This window comes from Lysinibacillus sp. NPDC097287, from assembly GCF_044761695.1.
In the GTDB taxonomy this organism is placed as follows: Bacteria; Bacillota; Bacilli; order Bacillales_A; family Planococcaceae; genus Lysinibacillus.
In genome coordinates, this window is the sequence record NZ_JBIWCX010000012.1 from 24,883 (window position 1) to 44,050 (window position 19,168).

Here is a 19,168-nt window from a genome sequence, read left to right on the forward strand (position 1 = left end):
TTTATGTCAACGAAACTTAAGTATGACTTAAATAGAAAGGGAGTACACAATTTGTTTGGATTAGGAAGTAAAGATGTCGGGATTGACCTCGGCACAGCGAATACATTAGTTTTTATTAAAGGAAAAGGGATCGTTTTACGCGAACCTTCAGTTGTAGCACAAAATACAAAAACAGGAGATATCGTTGCAGTTGGTAATGACGCGAAAAATATGATCGGTCGTACACCAGGCTCAATCGTAGCGATTCGTCCAATGAAAGACGGCGTTATTGCTGATTTTGAAATTACAAGAGCGATGTTAGAGTACTACTTAAAAGAAGCATCGAAAAATTCCGGGGGTAACTGGAAAAAACCAAATATTATGATTTGTGTGCCTTATGGTATTACATCAGTTGAACAACGTGCAGTAATCGACGCATCTCGACAAGCTGGTGCAAAAGAAGCATTTACAATCGAAGAACCGTTTGCAGCTGCAATCGGCGCAAACTTACCTGTTTGGGATCCAACTGGTTCTATGGTAGTTGATATCGGTGGCGGTACTACAGAAGTGGCAGTTATTTCTTTAGGTGGTATCGTAACAAGTGAGTCAGTTCGTGTCGGCGGTGACGCAATGGATCATTCGATTATTTCATATATCCGTAAGACATATAACCTAACGATCGGTGAACGTACGGCAGAAGCTGTGAAAATGGAGATTGGTACTGCAAGTGCTGAAGGTCCAGAGCTGAAAATGGACATCCGTGGTCGCGACCTTTTGACAGGTTTACCGAAAACAATTGAAATTTCTTCTGTTGAAATCTCAGACTCATTACGTGAAGCAGTGACAGCTATTATTGATGGCGTAAAGAAAACTCTTGAACAAACACCTCCAGAATTATCTGCTGACGTGATGGAACGCGGTATTGTCTTAACTGGTGGCGGTGCGTTATTAACAAACTTAGATAAAGTTATTAGCCGTGAAACGAATATGCCAGTATTCATCGCAGAAGATCCGCTTGACTGTGTAGCAATTGGTACTGGTAAAGCTTTAGATCATATTGATTTAATTCGTCAACAACAAGGTAGAGGGTAAGGAGGTTTAGGCAATGCCACATTTTTTTTTCAATAAGAAAGTAATATTGCTGCTCGTGGGCATGATTTTTCTTGTGGCATTGATTAGCTTCTCATTACGTGATCGGACAAACGCAACTTTACCGGAACAAATTATTAAAGATACTGTCGGCGTCGCACAATCCATTGTTGCGAAGCCGGCAAATTATATTGCAGGTATTTTTAATAACATTGACTCTCTTTTAAATACGTACGAAGAAAACAAACGCTTGAAAGCACGCTTAGAAGAATTTGCAGTTGTACAAACAGAGGCTTTACAACTGAAATCTGACATTAAGAAATTTGAACAAATTGAAAAATCAGAAGATTTGAAAGCGTTTAATCCAATTCAGGCAACTGTGATTGCCCGTAATCCAGACCAATGGGAAGAGAAAATCATCTTAGATAAAGGCTCATCACATGGTGTGACTAAGAATATGGCGGTTATGACAGCGAGTGGTTTAATTGGTAAAATTACTTTAGTGACACCTTTTACATCTGAGGTAGAACTTTTGTATACAAATAATCCAAACTACCGTGTATCGGCAATGGTCTTAGGGGAAAAAGAAGCGTACGGTTTAATAGAGGGCTTTGATGAAGAGCGTAATGAACTCATTTTGAAGCGAATCGATTCAAGCTTAATGGTCAAAGAAGGCGAGCAAGTTGTTTCATCTGGGCTAGGTGGGATTTTCCCAAAAGGTATACCAATTGGTGAAATTACAGAGATAAGTACTGATGATTACGGCTTAACAAAAATGGCATATGTAAAACCATCTGCCGATTTTTCAATTTTAGAGTATGTCATGATTGCAAACCGTACATCGACAGTTATTGATGGTGCGGATGGAAATTCGACAAATAAGGATTTAACAAATCCACAAGAGGACAGTGAAGAGGAGGGTGAATGATGGTTCGATTTCTCATTCCCTCTATTGCGGTACTGTTATTTTTGCTAGAACCTGAATTTGCAATGCTTTCACCGATTGAATTGAATGAGCAAATTTATTATTTAGTGCCAAGATTTTTAATATTATATTTGATTTTTATTTCCATCTATTACAGCCGTCAGCGCGCGGTGATGTATGGTCTTTTTTTTGGTCTCTTGTATGATGTCTTTTACATTGATATTATTGGATTATACTCTGTGTTATATCCACTTATTTGTTTTTTAGCTGGTTCAATCGTAAAAGTTATTCATCAGCATTTAGTAGTCACTACTACTATTTCGCTTATTTTGGTAGCTATTTTAGAATTTGTACTTTATCAATTCTTTTATTTAATCGATTTTACATCGATTCCACTAGCAGAATTTTTACTTTCACGGTTGCTACCTACAATGATTGCCAACATGTTATTTTTAATGATTCTTGGTTGGGCATTCAAGTATCTAATTAATGCGCGTGTTTTACAGAGGGCGCGTGAAGTTTCGTAATAACGAGCAACGTGAGGTGAAACGTTCATGAAAAAACAACTTGTTCATATGAAGGGTACAAAAGATGGTTTTATCCTACGCTTAGATGATCAATGCGCTTATGTTGATTTAGTAGAGGAACTAAAGGGGAAAGTTTCAGAAGGCAGTATCGACGGTAAAGTAGATGTACAATTACATCTAGGTTACCGATACTGTTCGGATGAACAATTGAAAGAATTAGTAGAGATTATTCAACAATCTGAGCAACTTTCGGTAACGAACGTGCAAAGTGATGTACTAACTGTACATGAAAGTAATCAGAGAATGTTAGAGAGCCAACAAGATACATATGTAGGTGTTGTCAGATCTGGTCAAATCCTTCGTGCACCTGGAGATATTATTATAGTAGGTAATATCAATCCAAACGGTCGTGTTGAAGCTGGCGGCAATGTATATGTGCTTGGAAAGTTAAAAGGCATTGTACATGCTGGTGTGCAGGGCAATAACGAAGCGATTATTGCAGCCTCTCGTTTTGAAGCCACACATATTATGATTGCTGATCAGGTTGAAGTGATGTCAGATGAATATGTGAAAAAAGTGAATAGAACTGAGATGATTTGTGCATTTATAGGAAATGATGGTCGCATTATGTACGACCAAATTCATGCGTTGAAAAATATTCGACCATTCTTAATTGCGTCTAAAGGAGGAAGCTAATGTGGGGGAAGCAATCGTAATAACTTCAGGTAAAGGCGGAGTAGGGAAAACAACTACTACTGCCAATCTTGGAACTGCATTGGCTCTTCAAGGTAAAAAAGTATGTTTAGTCGATACCGATATCGGACTTCGAAACTTGGACGTTATACTTGGGTTAGAAAATCGTATTATTTATGATTTAGTCGATGTCGTTGAAGGACGTTGTAAAACACATCAAGCACTAGTGAAAGATAAACGTGTTGATGAGAAACTATTTTTATTACCTGCTGCTCAAACGACAGATAAAAACGCTGTGACACCTGAGCAGATGAAGAGTTTAGTAGATGAACTAAAAAGAGACTATGATTATGTTTTAATAGATTGCCCAGCTGGTATCGAGCAGGGCTATCGTAATGCTGTTGCTGGTGCGGATCATGCGATTGTTGTGACGACACCGGAAATTTCGGCTGTGCGCGATGCAGACCGTATTATCGGTTTACTAGAGCAGGAAGAAATCACAGCGCCAAAACTAATTATTAACCGTATTCGTCACCATATGATGAAAAATGGCGATACACTAGATGTCAATGAAATTACGACACACTTATCGATAGATTTATTGGGCATTATCGTTGATAGTGAAAGTGTCATTTCATCATCAAACAAAGGTGAGCCAATTGTCATGGACCCTGCGAATAAAGCATCTTTAGGCTATCGTAATATTGCTCGTCGTATTTTAGGTGAGTCAGTGCCATTGATGGCTATTGAAGATGAAAGTAAAGGCATGTTTTCGAAATTCAAAGCATTATTTTCAAGATAAATTATTAAACCTTTTCGCGTATTTATGCGGAAAGGTTTTTATTTTGCATGAACGGACATGCTGCCTCATATAGTGTGAAAAAAGGGATGAAGGCTTGTTTAAAAAATGGAAATGGATTGTTATGACAATACTTGTAGCTGCCATTATGCTCGTAATTCGCTTAGAGGACAATGGTACCCTTAAAACACCTGTACGGAAGCTTGTTACAACATCAGCGGATATGACGTATTTGACTGAGCTTGGACAAAGCCTCTTAAAAAAAGAGGAAGAGAAGATTGTTGTATCAAGTGATATCGGGCAATCTGATTTATTATCATTCTCTAAAGCGGAAACATTTCAAGAGGGTTTTTTATTGCAGTATGATGTAGGATTGCCTGTACATACTGGTCAAGAAGGACTCGTTGTGTTTACAGGTCATACAAAATATACAGGTAAGACGATGTCTATCAGTTATGCAGATGGGACGACTGTTTCGTATGGTATGCTTGATAGTTTGGCACAACTACCTTATACATCTGTAAAAGTGAATGATTTAATCGGCATGAAACAGGCAGGGCAATTATATATGTCCATTGAAAAGGATAGTAAACATTACAGTTTAGAAGAAATTGTCCAGTGGCTTCGAACGGATACTAATGAAAATTAAATTGCATATTTTATGTATCCCCTTCGTATTTTTAATGATTTTTAGTGGGCAGATTGCGTATTACTCAATCATATTAGGGGCACTTTTATGGCATGAGGCAGGGCATTTACTCGCCGCCAAGCTTTGTCGTGTAAAGGTGAAATCATGTGTGATAGCACCATACGGAGGAGAAATTGAATTTGATAATCCAACGATTGTTGATGAGAAATCGCTCTTGTGGATTGCTTTAGGTGGACCAATCGCTTCGTTATTAGGGATTGGTTTCGCTTTTTTTATGCCGGAATTAATCGCAGAAAGATTGATAAATGTTCAACTCGTGTTATTAGCCTTTAACCTATTGCCGGTTATACCTTTAGATGGGGGAAGAGTTATTCTTGCACTTCTTTATATTTTTTATCCGAGTGCTAAAGCTTTTGAATTCTATCATTCGCTTTCCCTGTTTTTTGTGACCGTCATATTATTGATGACAGTAAGTAACTTACCGCAGTCACTTTTTTTAGTGATTCTCTGTCTCTTTGTGTGGATGCAAGTTATAAAAGAATGGAATTACCGGAAATACCGTTTAGCATTTGAGAAATATGTAATGCATAGGTTGACTTAAGAGATTCTATGTGGTAATATCTTAATGTTATTGTTTGTAGCACCCGTGCTACTACAACCGCTCTGGGAAGGTTTAAGTATCCTTGTGATCACCTTCATAAACAGGCGAGTCTGAGTCTAAGAGGAGGTGCAGTAAAATGTACGCAATTATTGAAACTGGTGGTAAACAAATCAAAGTAGAAGCTGGTCAAGAAATCTATGTTGAGAAATTAGGCGTAGAAGCTGACGAAGTTGTAACTTTCGATAAAGTTTTATTCGTAGGTGGCGAAAACGTTAAAGTTGGAGCTCCATTCGTAGAGGGCGCTACAGTAACAGCTAAAGCTGTGAAAGAAGGCCGTCAAAAGAAAATCGTTGTTTTCAAATTGAAAGCTAAAAAGAACTACCGTCGTAAACAAGGTCACCGTCAACCTTATACAAAATTAGTTGTTGAGTCAATCAACGCTTAATTGTGAGGTGTAACTAATGATACAAGTTACGATTCATCATGATGAAAATAGACATGTGTCTGCATTTGAATTTTCAGGACATGCTGAGTACGATGAATCTGGTAAAGATTTAGTATGTGCAGGAGCATCTACTATTGCCATTGGTACGGTGAATGCTATATACGCACTACTACAATTACAACCAGAAGTTGAACAAGCAGCTGAAGGTGGAGGCTATCTTAAGGTAGATCTACCAACAGATTTAGAACCCGAAATTGATGCAAAACTACAGTTAATTGTCCAAGTAATGACTGCCCAAGTGTATTCTATGGTGCAAAATTACGGACAATATATCCAAATCAACTACAACAAAGTAGGAGGTGGAACAGAATGAAATTGTTATTAGCATTAGACCTTCAACTTTTCGCATCGAAAAAAGGGGTAGGTTCTACTAAAAACGGACGTGACTCTGAGTCTAAACGTCTTGGCGCGAAGCGTGCTGATGGCCAATTTGTAACTGGTGGTTCAATTCTTTACCGTCAACGCGGTACAAAAATTTACCCAGGTACAAACGTAGGTCGTGGTGGTGACGATACACTATTTGCTAAAGTTGACGGTGTTGTAAAATTCGAACGCCTAGGTCGCGATCGCAAACAAGTATCTGTATACCCAGAAACTCAACAAGCTTAATTTTCATAATTATGATCATAAAGCGGAGGGCTGCATTTATTGCAGTCCTTTTTTTTCTTCAAAAATCATAGTTGTTGTGAGGAATTAAGAGAAAAAAACGATAAAACTTGTTATACTAATGAAGATAACTTTATTGGAGTGAATGGGATGAACAGTCAATCACTAACCATTAGTGAAGTATTACGTTTTGCGAATCATGATTATGTGAATCAGCTTCAACTAATTCGCATGAATTTAGATTTAGGTAGAATCGATGAATCAAAGAAACTTATTCAAAATTTCTCTGAACAGTTACGGGTGCTTTCTAGCATAAATCGACTACAGTTGCCACAAACGATGGAATGGCTACAAACAGCAAATTGGCGCTATCCTTCGTTGCCAATGAAAATTAGTGGTGAGATTAGCAAACCTGTCACAAACAATATTGATGAGGCAGTTGTAGAATACTTAAATAAAACAGTTATTCATGTTTATGATACATTAGATCCATTTACTGAACAGAGCTTAGCGATAGATGTTCGTGTTGAGGACGATACATTCACCGTAACGTTTACGTTAAATGGACTTTGGAGTGCTGATGCATTCACCGAAAAAGGTTTGAAACAATTCGACATTCAAACAATAGAAGAGACAAATACGTCTTGGATATATGTATTGAGTGCAAGCAGGGAGTGAATTAAATGTTTGTCGATCACGTCAAGATTTATGTAAAAGGTGGAGACGGCGGAGATGGTATGGTAGCCTTCCGTCGTGAAAAATTTGTACCGAATGGTGGTCCAGCTGGTGGCGATGGCGGTCACGGTGGTAACGTTGTATTTGAGGTTGAAGAGGGTCTACGTACGTTAATGGACTTCCGATATAAACGCAACTTTAAGGCTGACCGTGGTGAACACGGTATGAGTAAAGGGATGCATGGTAAACGTGCAAATGATTTAATCGTTAAAGTACCACCAGGCACAGTCGTAATGGAGGAAGAAACAGGCGTAGTCCTTGCCGATTTAGTCGAGCATGGTCAACAAGCGATTATTGCAAAAGCTGGCCGTGGTGGACGAGGAAATTGTCGCTTTGCAACACCAGCCAATCCTGCTCCAGAACTTTCTGAAAAAGGGGAGCCAGGACAGGAATTAAATGTTATATTAGAGTTGAAAGTACTAGCAGATGTAGGTTTAGTAGGCTTCCCAAGTGTAGGTAAGTCAACATTACTTTCAGTTGTTTCTGCGGCAAAGCCTAAAATAGGTGCATACCATTTCACAACAATCGTACCAAACTTAGGAATGGTTGAAACGGATGATCACCGTAGCTTTGCAATGGCCGATTTACCAGGTTTAATCGAAGGTGCGCACGAAGGTGTTGGTCTTGGTCACCAATTCCTACGTCATATTGAACGTACACGTGTTATCGTGCATGTTATTGATATGTCTGGTATGGAAGGTCGCGATCCTTATGAAGATTACTTAACAATCAATGATGAGCTAAAACAATATAATCTTCGTTTAACAGAGCGTCCACAAATTATTGTCGCAAACAAAATGGACATGCCAGATGCAGAGGAAAACTTAGAAATTTTCCGTGAAAAAGTGGGCGGAGATGTGAAAATCTTCCCAGTATCAGCAGTTTCACGCCAAGGCTTAAAGCCGGTATTATTTGAAATTGCTGATTTACTAGAAGTGACTCCAGAGTTCCCATTATTCGAAGATCTTGATGAAGAATCAGATGCAACGGTGCTTTACAAACACCAATCTGAAGCAGATACAATCGAAATCTCTCGTGAACCTGATGGTACATTCATTCTTAGTGGATATGCGATTGAGCGTATCTTCAAAATGACAGACTTCAGTCGCGAGGACGGTATACGTCGTTTTGCACGTCAATTACGTGGTATGGGTGTCGATGAGGCATTACGTGAACGTGGTGCGCAAAATGGCGATATCGTACGCTTACTAGAATTCGAATTCGAATTTGTCGACTAAAGAATAGGTTTTTAGGGGGAAGAGTATGAAAAACGTTGCTAACCAGCGATATTATTTAGTTCGTGAAGACGTTTTGACAGATGCTATGCAAAAAACTTTGGAGGCGAAACACTTACTTTCAAGTGGTACGGTATCTTCCATATGGGATGCGGTAAAACAAGTAGATTTATCGCGTAGTGCGTTTTACAAATATCGTGATGCTGTTTTTCCTTTCCACTCTATTGTGCAAGAACGGATTTTAACAGTCTTTTTACAGCTTCAAGACCGTAAAGGAACACTTGCAAAGCTATTGGAAACTGTGACGAACACACATTGTAATATACTCACAATCCATCAAACAATTCCAATTCAAGGTCGTGCAAACGTCACGCTATCATTAGATGTAACGAGTATGAGCTGTGAGTTGGATGAATTAATGCAACAACTAAAACGCCTTGATTTTGTAGAATCTGCAGAAGTTATTAGTTCAGGTGCATTATAATAGAAAAGGGCGCATTTTTAGTGCGCTCTTTCTTTTTAACCTAAAATATTAGAAAATTATGAATGGTTTAAGTGCTACAAGTTGTAGCAAAGGAGGCAATTTCAATGACAAAGCAACAATGGGAAAATAGAGTCGCATATTTAGGACCAGAAGCATCGTTTACATATTTAGCAACGAAGGGGATTTTTCCGAATGAATGGCTCGTGCCATGTGCAACAATTCCAGAATGCATTGAGGCTGTGGCTGAGGGCAAAGTGGATTTAGCGGTTGTACCGATTGAAAATGCATTAGAGGGCTCGGTACCACTAACACTTGATTATCTATTCCACGAGGCAACGCTTTATGTAACAGGCGAGGTACAATCAAAAATTCAGCAGCATTTAATGGTCAATAAAGTGCAAAAGGAAAACTGGGAGTCTATAAAGGGTGTCTATTCGCATCCGCATGCTTTAGCACAATGTCATAAGTACTTATTTTACCGTTTTAGCGATGTGCCACTACATCAAACAACATCGACAGCTGCAGCAGCAAAGTACGTTTCTGAAAACACAGATGAATGCATCGCTGCAGTTGGGAATGCTTCAGCAGCTGAAAAATATGGTTTGGAGATTGTACAAGCAAACATACATGACTTCCATTTCAATCATACACGCTTCTTCGTATTATCGAAGCAAAACAAACGTCTGCCACAAGAATTATCAGATGGTAAGGCAAAAACAACTTTTATGATTACCTTACCAACGGACCGTTCAGGAGCACTTCACCAAGTGCTATCCGTTTTTGCATGGCGCCAGTTAAATTTAAGTAAAATTGAGTCACGCCCTTTAAAAACAGGACTAGGTGACTACTTCTTTATGATTGATGTATTGGCAGATGAAAAAGAACCGATGATGCGAGGAGCTATGGAAGAGCTAGCTGCTCTTGGTTGCAAAGTGAAGTCACTTGGCACATACTTTACATATATTACACCAGAAGAGGCGTAAAATTCGGTTTGGGGGTGGTTAAATGGGAGGTATTATCTTATTTGACGGTGTTTGTAATTTTTGTGATAGCAGTGTGCAGTTTATTATGAAGCGCGATAAGGCTGCTTATTACCAATTTGCCTCCATTCAGAGTGCAGCAGGGCAAAGGCTACTTGAAGAATATGAAATTTCTGCTGACGTAAATAGTGTAATTTTGATAGAGGATGTTCGAGCTTATACGGAGTCCACTGCCGCCTTGAAAGTTTGCCGTCATTTAGACGGGGCTTGGCAATTATTTTATGTTTTTCTTGTTGTACCCCCTATTATTCGAAACCTTTTCTATCGAATTTTTGCGAAAAATCGTTATCGTTTATTTGGCCAAAAGGAAGCATGTATGTTGCCAACTGCTGAACAAAGACACCGATTTCTATAAATACTTTTGTGCATATGCTGCAATGGCATATGCGCTTTTTATTTGTGTTTACTTTGCCTATGGCTACTTCGGATACTCAGATGAAAACAGAAAAAAACGGCTCCCCCTGAAATTACAGCGGATATATGTGCACAAATGGCATAGCTGATAGAAGTAAGATCACGTGGGTGCAGTGTTTTGCGGGAAAGACCATAAAATGACGCTGCCTTGCACAACCAAACGTGCTAAACTAATAAAAAGAGGATTAATTTGACAAAAAAAGGAGTGAAAAGTATGTTTTCGGTAAAGACAGTAAAAGAAATTGAGAAAATTGCATCAGCAATAAGTGTGAATGGAGAGAAGATTAAAGATATATTTATTGAAAAGTTACAAAAAGATGCGCCTGACCTATTACATATTTTTTATCATATTCTTCAGAAGTCAGGTCGATCCAAAATATCGTTGATTGAAGCAGTTTATAGCGCTGCTATGCAAATTGAGCATATAGATCGTTTTGTTCCAGCTGTTATGCAGGTTGCACATAAGCATCGTAGTTTGGGTATTCAACCCGAGCATTACCCAATTGTTGGGCAGTATTTAACAGCGTCTATTCGCGAGGCACTAGGCGATAAAGCGACAGAAGACGGCATTGCAGCGTTACAATTAGCTTTTAATCGTATTGCTGATATTTTTATTCAAGTCGAAAAAGATTTATATCAAGCAGTTGAGCTAGAAGGTGGTTGGCGTTTATTTAAACCGTTCCGTATTGTGAAGAAAGAGCGGAAAAATGATGTTGCAATGGCCCTTCATATTGTTCCGCTTGATGGCAAGATTGTAGGGGTGACTGAAGCGGGTAAATACGTTTCAGTACGTATAAAAATGCCGGGTGAAACTTATTTTTTGAATCATCAATATGCAGTCGCGGAAGAAAAAGAGCTGGGTGGATATGTACTTACGATGTATCCAAACCCGAATGTTCATATGAATGACCGTGTGACAGATTACTTACTTGATGTGGCGATGGAAGGGGATTTATTGGAAGTCAGCGCCCCAGCAGGTTTGTTTGTGTTGAAGAAAACGGATAACCCGATTGTTTTTATAAGTGAGGGTATTGGGACTGCGACATTGAAACATTTAGTGGACTCATTGGAGGATAATATTGATAATCCGATTATCTTTATTCAATTTGCACAAAACCAAGAAGTCGCTATATATCAAGAATTATTGCAAAGAAAAATAAATCATTTTAAGCATGGAAAGTATGAAGCGTATTATCAGGACAGTAATATGGATGGACATTTGGCAACATTACCTGAAGCTGCCCATCAGAAAAATGCTGATATTTATCTATGTGGCTCAAAGTTATTCATGGATGAAATTGTCGAGCAGCTACAGGCGGAAAACGAAAATAAAATACAAATACATCGTACATTTTTTGATTCAACGATGTTCCTATGAAAAAAGATTGTCCATATTTGGACAATCTTTTCACTTTGTTCAAGGCACCGTTGATTTCCGTTACAGGCGGCGCTTTCCAGGGGGCGAGCCTTGAGCCGCTTCAGGGCAACAGGATGTTGGTCATGAAGGCGTGTGCTGCTGTCGCTTCGCTTTCGCGCAGATAAATTGTCACAGGACGTGACGTTTTTAGCCTTCGTTCCCCTAGTGCTCCTGCAGGGTCTCAAGTCGCTCGCTGATCCCCTAGGAGTCGCCACCTTCCACTCCAATCAACTAGATATCTATTAGAAAAAAGTTCTTTTACTTTACGAGGGATAGACTAATCTAATTTTGTAAGTAGATGGTTGTAAAACTATTGTTCATTCACTAAATAGCCCTTAGCACGTAAGGCATTTTCGATTACATCTAGTGTTTCTAAAGATGGTGCAGAAATAACGTGTAAATGTGTTCCGCCTGTAAGTTCTGATAGGTAGCTAGCTTTTGTATCTTGAACACGCTGTATGAATCTTTCTACATCATGTCGATTAGACACCATAATGGAAGCTGTGATTTCGCCGTAAATGGGATGTTCGACAATCACGTTCTTTACTGTGCCCCCACGGTCGACAATTGTAAGGAGTTCATCTTTTGCATCTTCAGAAGAATGGAAGCAAGGAATCGTGCGTTCAACAGTTTGAGTGAGTTGATCTGGATGCATGTATAGATAGCCTTGGCTTGTTGCAATGATTGGCTCATTTCTAGCTTTTAAAAGTGTCATGTCATTCACGATGACTTGTCTAGAAACATTCGCGAATTTCGCTAAATCTGTCCCTGTAATGGGTGCCTTGCTTTTTTGTAATTGTATAAGAAGTTGCAGTCGGCGTTCTTCGCCTAACATTTTTTTCATAAGAGATCACCTCTGCCAGTAATGAAGGAAACCAATTCCTTAGTGCTTAGTGTAACATGAAGCTTTTGGGTTATGCGTGAATTTTTTGTATCCAATTGGAGATTCGCACATATGATACGTAAGAGAGGAAGGGAGGAAGAAAGTGCGTATTCATATTGTTAAAAAGGGAGATACATTGTGGAAGATTGCCAAAGAGTACGGCATTTCGTTTGAAGATTTGAAACGGCTCAACGTCCATCTTGCCAACCCCGATTATATTGTGCCCGGCATGGAGATTATTTTGCCTGAAAAAATACACAAAGCACCTGCTCAACCAACGCATCATGTAAAAGAAGCACCTGTTCATCCAACACATCATGTAAAAGAAGCACCTGTTCAACCAACGCATCATGTAAAGGAAAGTGTTAAAAAGGAGGAGCCGAGACCTCTGCCGGCGCCACCGCCAAGACCAGAGCCACAAATGATCCCGATACCATTCCCGATGCCAATGCCTATGCAGCAACCACAGATGATGTGGATGCAACCGCCACTAGAGATGAACTGGAATCAGCAATTAGTTATGCCACAAATGGAACATCCAGCTTTACCGCCAATCCAGATTCACACACCAGCACCACAACCAGCACCAGCACCACCAGTTACTAAACCAACTCCGCCACAACCAGCACCCCCACCACCAATGAATATCATGCCACAAATGCCGCAGGTACCACATTGTCCGAGTTGTCATCAACCGCAAATGCACATGATGCCACATTGTTCGAGTTGCCACCAACCACAAATGCACATGATGCCACAGGTACCGCATTGTTCGAGTTGCCACCAACCAATACATCATCAGATGATTTGGCCAATGCCGCCGATGCAAATGCCAATGCCACCACAAGGGATGCCATGTCCGATGCCAATGCCAATGCCACCACAAGAAGCACCATGCCCAATGCCTGCCTATGATATCGCAGGTGCTGGTAAATTCCAAGAATCGAGCTCATTTTCTTCTTTATTTAATGTAAACCACCATCAACACCACCACCATCAGCAAATGGAACAACCTTGTGAACCGCAACCACCAATGATGCCGAATTGGCAATTTGATCAATGTCACTGTCAACCGCCATGCCCACCATTTGCGCCATGGATGCCACCGCAACATTTCCCCGGTGGGATGACGCCTTATCGATGGTGAAAACGTGTATATCGTTGAGGAATTAAAGCCTAATATCTGGAAGTATAAATATGAATCCAATTATTATTTTGTGAAAAGAGCGAAGCAATTAGAAGTTGCTGAAAAAGTAAGAACGATTCATCAGCAACTAGCTCATTTTGAGCCTTCGCTTGCATTACCGTTAGTACCGAGTGATGATGAACAACTTATTGTGCAATTATGGCAAGAAGGTAGTCATAGTGCAGATTTCTCGAAGAAAAAGGATCGACAGCAATCGCTTGATTTATTAATTTCATTGCATGATTCGTCTAGAAATATTGCTTGGCAACAAGTGCAAGGATTGCACCAACACTCACAACTATTAAAATGGCAAATGCGTTTGATGCGCTTTAAAAGTCGACGCAATGAGATACGTGCGTTTTTAACGAAAGAAGAGGTTGCACAAATACTCAAATATAGCGAAAAAGCGATACGACTTATTGAAATGGAAGATGTGCAGGAAAAGGAATTAACGCTATTGCATGGAGATGTGGTGCATCATAATTTTCTATGGTGCACTGATGGGGAACTACGTTTTATAGATTTTGACTTGGCTCATTTAGGTGAGGCAGATGATGAATATATCTTATGGCTACACCGAGTATTGCCGGCAGTGGATTATGATTTAGAAAAGTTATTGGTCGAATTACCACAACTGAAGCGCTTAGATAAAAGAAAACTACATCGATTAAAATTTCCTAATGAGCTATTACGTGAATGGTTGTATGTGTTGGATTTACCACTAAATCAACAGATGGTGTTTTTAGATTATTTACTACCATTTACGAAACGCGCGCTCACATATTGGCCAAGATTGTGGTACGATAGTGATAGATTTGTAGAGACATAATAGCATATAAAAATAGCTGAGAATGACCGTTGACATGACGGTCATTCTTTTTCCCATTGGTTGTAAAGAGGGTACTTTCACCTTTTCTTTTTGTCGAGCATTCGTTCGCTATATGCTATAATCGATAACGATGAATGTGAGGGATTTTAGATGTATGATTATTTAAAAGGACAAGTAACACGTATTACGCCTGAATATATTGTGCTAGAGCAACACGGAATTGGCTGGCAGTTAAATACCCCAAATCCATTTGCTTTCCGTATGAGTGCAACAGAGCAGCAAATCTATGTACATTTGCATGTGCGTGAGGATGCACAGCTTTTATATGGGTTTCCGACTTTAGATCAGCGTGAGCTATTCCGCAAGCTCATTTTAGTGTCAGGTATTGGCCCTAAGGGAGCACTTGCCATTTTAGCGACAGGGAATCCACAACAAGTGATTAGCGCGATTGAACGTGAGGACGAGCCGTTCTTAGTGAAGTTCCCAGGTGTTGGGAAGAAAACTGCGCGTCAAATGATCCTCGATTTAAAAGGCAAGCTAGGCGCACTTTTAGACACGATTGAATTGCCAAGTATGGAGGATGAGTTGCCGTTATTCGGCGTCAACCCACATAAGCATGAGTTAGAAGAAGCGTTATTAGCATTAATGGCACTCGGTTATTCAGAAAAGGAATTGGACAAAATTCGTCCGCGACTTGAGGAAAATGACAGTCTGCAAACGACAGATGCGTATATGAAGCAGGCGTTACAATTGTTATTGAAATTGACATAATGAAAGGAGGGTGAGCTCATGTCGGAACGATTAATAAATGGTGAAGCAGGCACTTTTGATGAGCAATTTGAATTATCTTTACGTCCACAGCGTTTATCGCAGTATATTGGACAACATAAAGTAAAAGAAAATCTTCAAATTTTCATTGAAGCGGCAAAGCTTCGTCAGGAAAGTTTAGATCATGTGCTCTTATATGGTCCTCCTGGGCTTGGTAAGACGACGCTCGCTGCTGTAATTGCCAATGAAATGAATGTTAATGTGCGCATGACGAGTGGACCAGCGATTGAGCGACCTGGGGATTTAGCGGCAATTTTAAGCTCGCTTGAACCGGGAGACGTGTTATTTATCGATGAAATCCATCGCTTACCTCGTGCGATTGAGGAAGTATTGTATCCGGCTATGGAAGATTTCTGTCTAGATATTGTCGTTGGAAAAGGCCCTGAAGCACGTTCGGTACGATTAGATTTACCACCGTTTACACTCGTTGGAGCAACGACGAGAGCTGGGGCTTTATCAGCACCACTACGAGATCGATTTGGTGTACTTTTGCGCTTAGAATATTATGATGATGCTTCACTTGCTGAGATTGTTGTGCGCAGTGCGCATTTATTTGATGTGGAAATTGAGCAGGTAGCTGCTGGTGAAATGGCGAGACGTTCCCGTGGGACTCCGCGTATTGCAAATCGTTTATTGAAACGAGTGCGAGATTATGCACAGGTTCTCGGAGATGGTATGATTACTGATGGGCTTGCTAAACAAGCACTCGAACTGTTACAAGTTGATCCAAGAGGACTCGACCATATTGACCATAAGCTTGTAACCAATATGATTGAGCGCTTCCAAGGAGGTCCTGTAGGTCTGGATACACTGGCTGCATCTATTGGTGAAGAACGTGTGACAATTGAGGATGTGTACGAGCCATATTTAATGCAAATTGGTTTAATCCAGCGTACGCCAAGGGGACGCGTGGCTACACATCTTGCCTACGAACATTTTGGATATGAGTATCCTCAACAAACATAAAAGAAGGAAGTATTTACAATGCGTGTAGAAGATTTTGATTTTGAATTACCAGAGGAACTAATTGCGCAAACACCACTTGTGGATCGTACTGCAAGTCGTTTAATGGTTGTGACACCAGCTTCAGAGAAAGTGGAGCACCACAAATTTGCGCATATATTAGATGAGCTAAATGCAGGAGACTGCCTAGTGTTAAATGATACACGTGTATTACCAGCCCGTTTAATGGGTGTAAAAGAGGAAACAGGTGCACATATCGAAGTACTACTGTTAAAACAAACAGCTGGTACAGATGAATGGGAGACACTTGTGAAGCCTGCAAAACGAGTGAAAGTAGGCACTGTTGTTACGTTCGGTGAAGGTTTACTGACTGCCACTTGTACCGGTGAATTGGACCATGGCGGACGCTTGTTCGAATTTAAGTATGACGGTATTTTCTATGAAATTTTAGAGCAGCTTGGTGAGATGCCACTGCCTCCGTATATTCGTGAAAAGTTAGATGACCAGGATCGCTATCAAACGGTATATGCTAAAGAGCGTGGTTCTGCTGCAGCACCAACAGCAGGTCTTCATTTCACAGAAGAATTATTAGAACAAGTTAAAGCAAAAGGTGTAGAAATTGTATTTATCACACTACATGTTGGACTTGGAACATTCCGTCCAGTAAGTGTAGACTCCATTGAAAACCACGAAATGCATTCCGAGTTTTATAGTGTGACGGAAGAAGCGGCACAGGTCATTAATCGTGTCAAAGCAAACGGCGGCAATGTCGTTGCAGTTGGTACAACTTCGACGCGCACGTTAGAAACAATCGGCTCAAAATATGATGGTGAAGTACGTGCTGAGCAAGGTTGGACTTCAATCTTCATTTATCCAGGCTATGAATTCTCAGTCGTAGATGGTTTAATCACAAACTTTCATTTACCAAAATCAACACTTGTAATGCTTGTGAGTACACTAGCGACACAAGAAACTATTTTAAGTGCATACAACCAAGCAGTTGCAGAAAAATATCGCTTCTTTAGCTTTGGTGATGCGATGTTTATTCGACCAAAAAATAAATAATATTAATAATCAGTGGAAGTCAGTCTAAGAGCGGTACATCCTGCGCAAACGGCTGACTGACTCGCATCGTGCGAGCCTCTGTGTTTATTCAAGATAAGAGAGGGTTTTTTACTTTATGACACAACCAGCAATTCGTTATGAACTACTTCATACATGTAAGCAAACAGGAGCACGCCTTGGTATCGTGCATACACCACACGGCTCATTTGAAACACCAGCATTTATGCCAGTAGGGACACAAGCAACAGTTAAAACGATGTCTCCGGAAGAGTTAAAAGAAATGAATGCCGGCATTATTCTTTCAAATACGTATCATTTATGGCTACGTCCAGGTAATGATATCGTGAAAGAAGCAGGCGGTCTGCATAAATTCATGAACTGGGATCGTCCAATCTTAACAGATTCAGGTGGCTTCCAAGTGTTCTCACTTAGCCAATTCCGTAAAATTGAAGAAGAAGGCGTACATTTCCGTAATCACTTAAATGGGGACAAGCTTTTCCTAAGTCCAGAAAAAGCGATGGAAATCCAAAATGATTTAGGTTCTGATATTATGATGGCATTTGATGAATGTCCACCATACCCTGCAACACATGAATATATGTTGAAATCAGTAGACCGTACAACTCGTTGGGCAAAGCGCTGTAAAGATGCACATGCTCGTCCAGAAGATCAAGGTTTATTTGGTATTATTCAAGGTGGGGAATACGAAGATTTACGACGTCGTTCTGCAGAAGCTTTAGTAGAACTAGACTTCCCGGGCTATGCAATCGGTGGTTTATCAGTAGGTGAGCCGAAAGATATTATGAATAGAGTGTTAGAATTCACAACACCATTAATGCCTGAAAACAAACCACGTTATTTAATGGGCGTTGGTTCACCAGACTCACTTATTGACGGTGCTATCCGTGGAATCGATATGTTTGACTGTGTATTACCAACACGTATTGCACGTAATGGTACACTGATGACATCTGAAGGTCGCTTAGTCGTGAAAAATGCTAAGTATGCACGTGACTTTGGTCCAATCGATCCAAACTGCGATTGCTATACTTGCAAAAACTATTCTCGTGCTTATGTACGTCATTTAATCCGTACAGAAGAGACATTTGGTCTTCGTTTAACGTCGTATCATAATTTACGCTTCCTTCTAAATCTAATGGAACAAGTGCGTGAAGCGATTCGTGAAGACCGACTTGGAGACTTCCGTGAAGAATTCTTTGAAAAATATGGCTTTAACAAACCGGATGCTAAGAACTTTTAAGCTTAAATAGAGCATTATTTTACCTTTGCTAGTAAAATGTTATGTAAAATAGAAATTTTTTGTGCTTGTTCGTCGCTTTTTTAGGGTAGAATGGTCTATACTAAAAAAGTGAGAATTAGAAAGGGGGTAAGAACTGTGGATCAATTATTAGGTTTATTACCAATTTTATTGATGTTCGTTGCGATGTGGTTTATTTTAATCCGTCCTGCTAAAAAGAGACAGCAGGAAACACAAAATATGCAAAGCAGTCTACAACGTGGAGATAAAATTATTACAATTGGTGGCTTACACGGTGTTGTAGAAGCTATTGAAGATACAGTTGTAACATTAATTATTGCTGATAATGTTCGTGTAAAATTCGACCGTCAAGCAATTGGCCGTGTTGTAAACGACGACTTATTAAAAAAATAATGATAAAGAGACTTACAATATGCATGGACATGTTGTAAGTCTTT

General features: G+C 39.8%; 24 protein-coding genes and 1 other annotated feature. Of the genes, 23 read left to right on the forward strand and 1 reads right to left on the reverse strand.

The features are described from left to right. The first annotated feature begins 51 nt into the window (after nucleotides 1-51). From ACIQ2D_RS15880 to ACIQ2D_RS15955, 16 genes are all read left to right on the forward strand, one after another. The gene (locus ACIQ2D_RS15880) at nucleotides 52-1,071 is read left to right on the forward strand and encodes a rod shape-determining protein (protein ID WP_402865697.1); all 1,020 of its coding nucleotides are present in this window, start codon (nucleotides 52-54) and stop codon (nucleotides 1,069-1,071) included. A gap of 13 nt (nucleotides 1,072-1,084) precedes the next feature. After that, complete coding sequence (gene mreC / locus ACIQ2D_RS15885) at nucleotides 1,085-1,996, forward strand: rod shape-determining protein MreC (protein ID WP_402865699.1); 912 nt, start codon at nucleotides 1,085-1,087, stop codon at nucleotides 1,994-1,996. Then, a complete protein-coding gene (gene mreD / locus ACIQ2D_RS15890; RefSeq protein ID WP_402865701.1) occupies nucleotides 1,996-2,520 on the forward strand; it encodes a rod shape-determining protein MreD in 525 nt (174 codons plus the stop codon). Before mreC ends, mreD begins: the two co-directional genes overlap by 1 nt. A 27-nt stretch (nucleotides 2,521-2,547) precedes the next feature. After that, a complete protein-coding gene (gene minC / locus ACIQ2D_RS15895; protein WP_402865703.1) occupies nucleotides 2,548-3,216 on the forward strand; it encodes a septum site-determining protein MinC in 669 nt (222 codons plus the stop codon). Nucleotide 3,217: 1 nt separating this feature from the next. Continuing rightward, nucleotides 3,218-4,015, forward strand: coding sequence for a septum site-determining protein MinD (gene minD / locus ACIQ2D_RS15900; protein ID WP_402865705.1), 798 nt, complete (start codon nucleotides 3,218-3,220; stop codon nucleotides 4,013-4,015). A gap of 94 nt (nucleotides 4,016-4,109) precedes the next feature. Beyond that, nucleotides 4,110-4,661 carry a peptidoglycan DD-metalloendopeptidase family protein gene (locus ACIQ2D_RS15905; RefSeq protein WP_402865707.1) on the forward strand — a complete coding sequence of 184 codons (552 nt, stop codon included), beginning with the start codon at nucleotides 4,110-4,112 and terminating at the stop codon, nucleotides 4,659-4,661. Continuing rightward, nucleotides 4,651-5,262 carry a zinc metalloprotease gene (locus tag ACIQ2D_RS15910; protein ID WP_402865709.1) on the forward strand — a complete coding sequence of 204 codons (612 nt, stop codon included), beginning with the start codon at nucleotides 4,651-4,653 and terminating at the stop codon, nucleotides 5,260-5,262. The genes ACIQ2D_RS15905 and ACIQ2D_RS15910 overlap by 11 nt, the downstream gene beginning before the upstream one ends. A 45-nt stretch (nucleotides 5,263-5,307) precedes the next feature. Then, nucleotides 5,308-5,384 (forward strand) — a sequence feature (ribosomal protein L21 leader region). 14 nt (nucleotides 5,385-5,398) lie between these two features. Then, a complete protein-coding gene (rplU, locus tag ACIQ2D_RS15915) occupies nucleotides 5,399-5,707 on the forward strand; it encodes a 50S ribosomal protein L21 (RefSeq protein ID WP_010860053.1) in 309 nt (102 codons plus the stop codon). Between the two features lie 16 nt (nucleotides 5,708-5,723). Continuing rightward, nucleotides 5,724-6,080 carry a ribosomal-processing cysteine protease Prp gene (locus ACIQ2D_RS15920; protein ID WP_402753317.1) on the forward strand — a complete coding sequence of 119 codons (357 nt, stop codon included), beginning with the start codon at nucleotides 5,724-5,726 and terminating at the stop codon, nucleotides 6,078-6,080. Next, nucleotides 6,077-6,376: a 50S ribosomal protein L27 gene (gene rpmA, locus ACIQ2D_RS15925; protein WP_010860051.1), complete on the forward strand. Its 300-nt coding sequence runs from the start codon at nucleotides 6,077-6,079 to the stop codon at nucleotides 6,374-6,376. Before ACIQ2D_RS15920 ends, rpmA begins: the two co-directional genes overlap by 4 nt. Before the next feature lie 147 nt (nucleotides 6,377-6,523). Further along, a complete protein-coding gene (locus tag ACIQ2D_RS15930; RefSeq protein WP_402865711.1) occupies nucleotides 6,524-7,051 on the forward strand; it encodes a Spo0B domain-containing protein in 528 nt (175 codons plus the stop codon). 5 nt (nucleotides 7,052-7,056) lie between these two features. Further along, nucleotides 7,057-8,346 carry a GTPase ObgE gene (obgE, locus tag ACIQ2D_RS15935; RefSeq protein WP_402865713.1) on the forward strand — a complete coding sequence of 430 codons (1,290 nt, stop codon included), beginning with the start codon at nucleotides 7,057-7,059 and terminating at the stop codon, nucleotides 8,344-8,346. Nucleotides 8,347-8,371: 25 nt separating this feature from the next. Then, nucleotides 8,372-8,827 (forward strand): ACT domain-containing protein, encoded by a 456-nt coding sequence (locus tag ACIQ2D_RS15940; protein WP_402865715.1) that lies wholly within the window; start codon nucleotides 8,372-8,374, stop codon nucleotides 8,825-8,827. A gap of 104 nt (nucleotides 8,828-8,931) precedes the next feature. Continuing rightward, on the forward strand, nucleotides 8,932-9,810 hold the full coding sequence (gene pheA / locus ACIQ2D_RS15945) for a prephenate dehydratase (RefSeq protein WP_402865717.1): 879 nt from the start codon (nucleotides 8,932-8,934) through the stop codon (nucleotides 9,808-9,810). Between the two features lie 22 nt (nucleotides 9,811-9,832). Then, nucleotides 9,833-10,222 carry a thiol-disulfide oxidoreductase DCC family protein gene (locus ACIQ2D_RS15950; protein WP_402865719.1) on the forward strand — a complete coding sequence of 130 codons (390 nt, stop codon included), beginning with the start codon at nucleotides 9,833-9,835 and terminating at the stop codon, nucleotides 10,220-10,222. 273 nt (nucleotides 10,223-10,495) lie between these two features. Then, entirely contained in the window at nucleotides 10,496-11,659 is a 1,164-nt protein-coding gene (locus tag ACIQ2D_RS15955; protein WP_402865721.1) for a globin domain-containing protein, read from the forward strand. A 349-nt stretch (nucleotides 11,660-12,008) separates the two neighbouring features. Here the strand turns inward: ACIQ2D_RS15955 and ACIQ2D_RS15960 are convergent, their stop codons facing one another. Further along, nucleotides 12,009-12,542 (reverse strand): transcription repressor NadR, encoded by a 534-nt coding sequence (locus ACIQ2D_RS15960; RefSeq protein WP_402865723.1) that lies wholly within the window; start codon nucleotides 12,540-12,542, stop codon nucleotides 12,009-12,011. Nucleotides 12,543-12,684: 142 nt separating this feature from the next. On the opposite strand from ACIQ2D_RS15960, the gene ACIQ2D_RS15965 reads away from it, so the two are divergent. The 7 genes from ACIQ2D_RS15965 (at nucleotide 12,685) to yajC (ending at nucleotide 19,124) form a co-directional block, all read left to right on the forward strand. Further along, complete coding sequence (locus ACIQ2D_RS15965; RefSeq protein WP_402865725.1) at nucleotides 12,685-13,728, forward strand: LysM peptidoglycan-binding domain-containing protein; 1,044 nt, start codon at nucleotides 12,685-12,687, stop codon at nucleotides 13,726-13,728. A 4-nt stretch (nucleotides 13,729-13,732) separates the two neighbouring features. After that, entirely contained in the window at nucleotides 13,733-14,596 is an 864-nt protein-coding gene (locus ACIQ2D_RS15970; protein WP_402865727.1) for a phosphotransferase, read from the forward strand. Between the two features lie 150 nt (nucleotides 14,597-14,746). Continuing rightward, on the forward strand, nucleotides 14,747-15,367 hold the full coding sequence (gene ruvA / locus ACIQ2D_RS15975) for a Holliday junction branch migration protein RuvA (protein WP_402865729.1): 621 nt from the start codon (nucleotides 14,747-14,749) through the stop codon (nucleotides 15,365-15,367). Between the two features lie 18 nt (nucleotides 15,368-15,385). Further along, entirely contained in the window at nucleotides 15,386-16,390 is a 1,005-nt protein-coding gene (gene ruvB, locus ACIQ2D_RS15980) for a Holliday junction branch migration DNA helicase RuvB (RefSeq protein WP_402753307.1), read from the forward strand. Nucleotides 16,391-16,408: 18 nt separating this feature from the next. Further along, nucleotides 16,409-17,452: a tRNA preQ1(34) S-adenosylmethionine ribosyltransferase-isomerase QueA gene (queA, locus tag ACIQ2D_RS15985; RefSeq protein ID WP_402865731.1), complete on the forward strand. Its 1,044-nt coding sequence runs from the start codon at nucleotides 16,409-16,411 to the stop codon at nucleotides 17,450-17,452. A gap of 115 nt (nucleotides 17,453-17,567) precedes the next feature. Then, nucleotides 17,568-18,713, forward strand: coding sequence for a tRNA guanosine(34) transglycosylase Tgt (gene tgt, locus ACIQ2D_RS15990; RefSeq protein WP_402865733.1), 1,146 nt, complete (start codon nucleotides 17,568-17,570; stop codon nucleotides 18,711-18,713). 135 nt (nucleotides 18,714-18,848) lie between these two features. Then, on the forward strand, nucleotides 18,849-19,124 hold the full coding sequence (yajC, locus tag ACIQ2D_RS15995) for a preprotein translocase subunit YajC (RefSeq protein WP_402865735.1): 276 nt from the start codon (nucleotides 18,849-18,851) through the stop codon (nucleotides 19,122-19,124). Nucleotides 19,125-19,168: the final 44 nt, after the last annotated feature.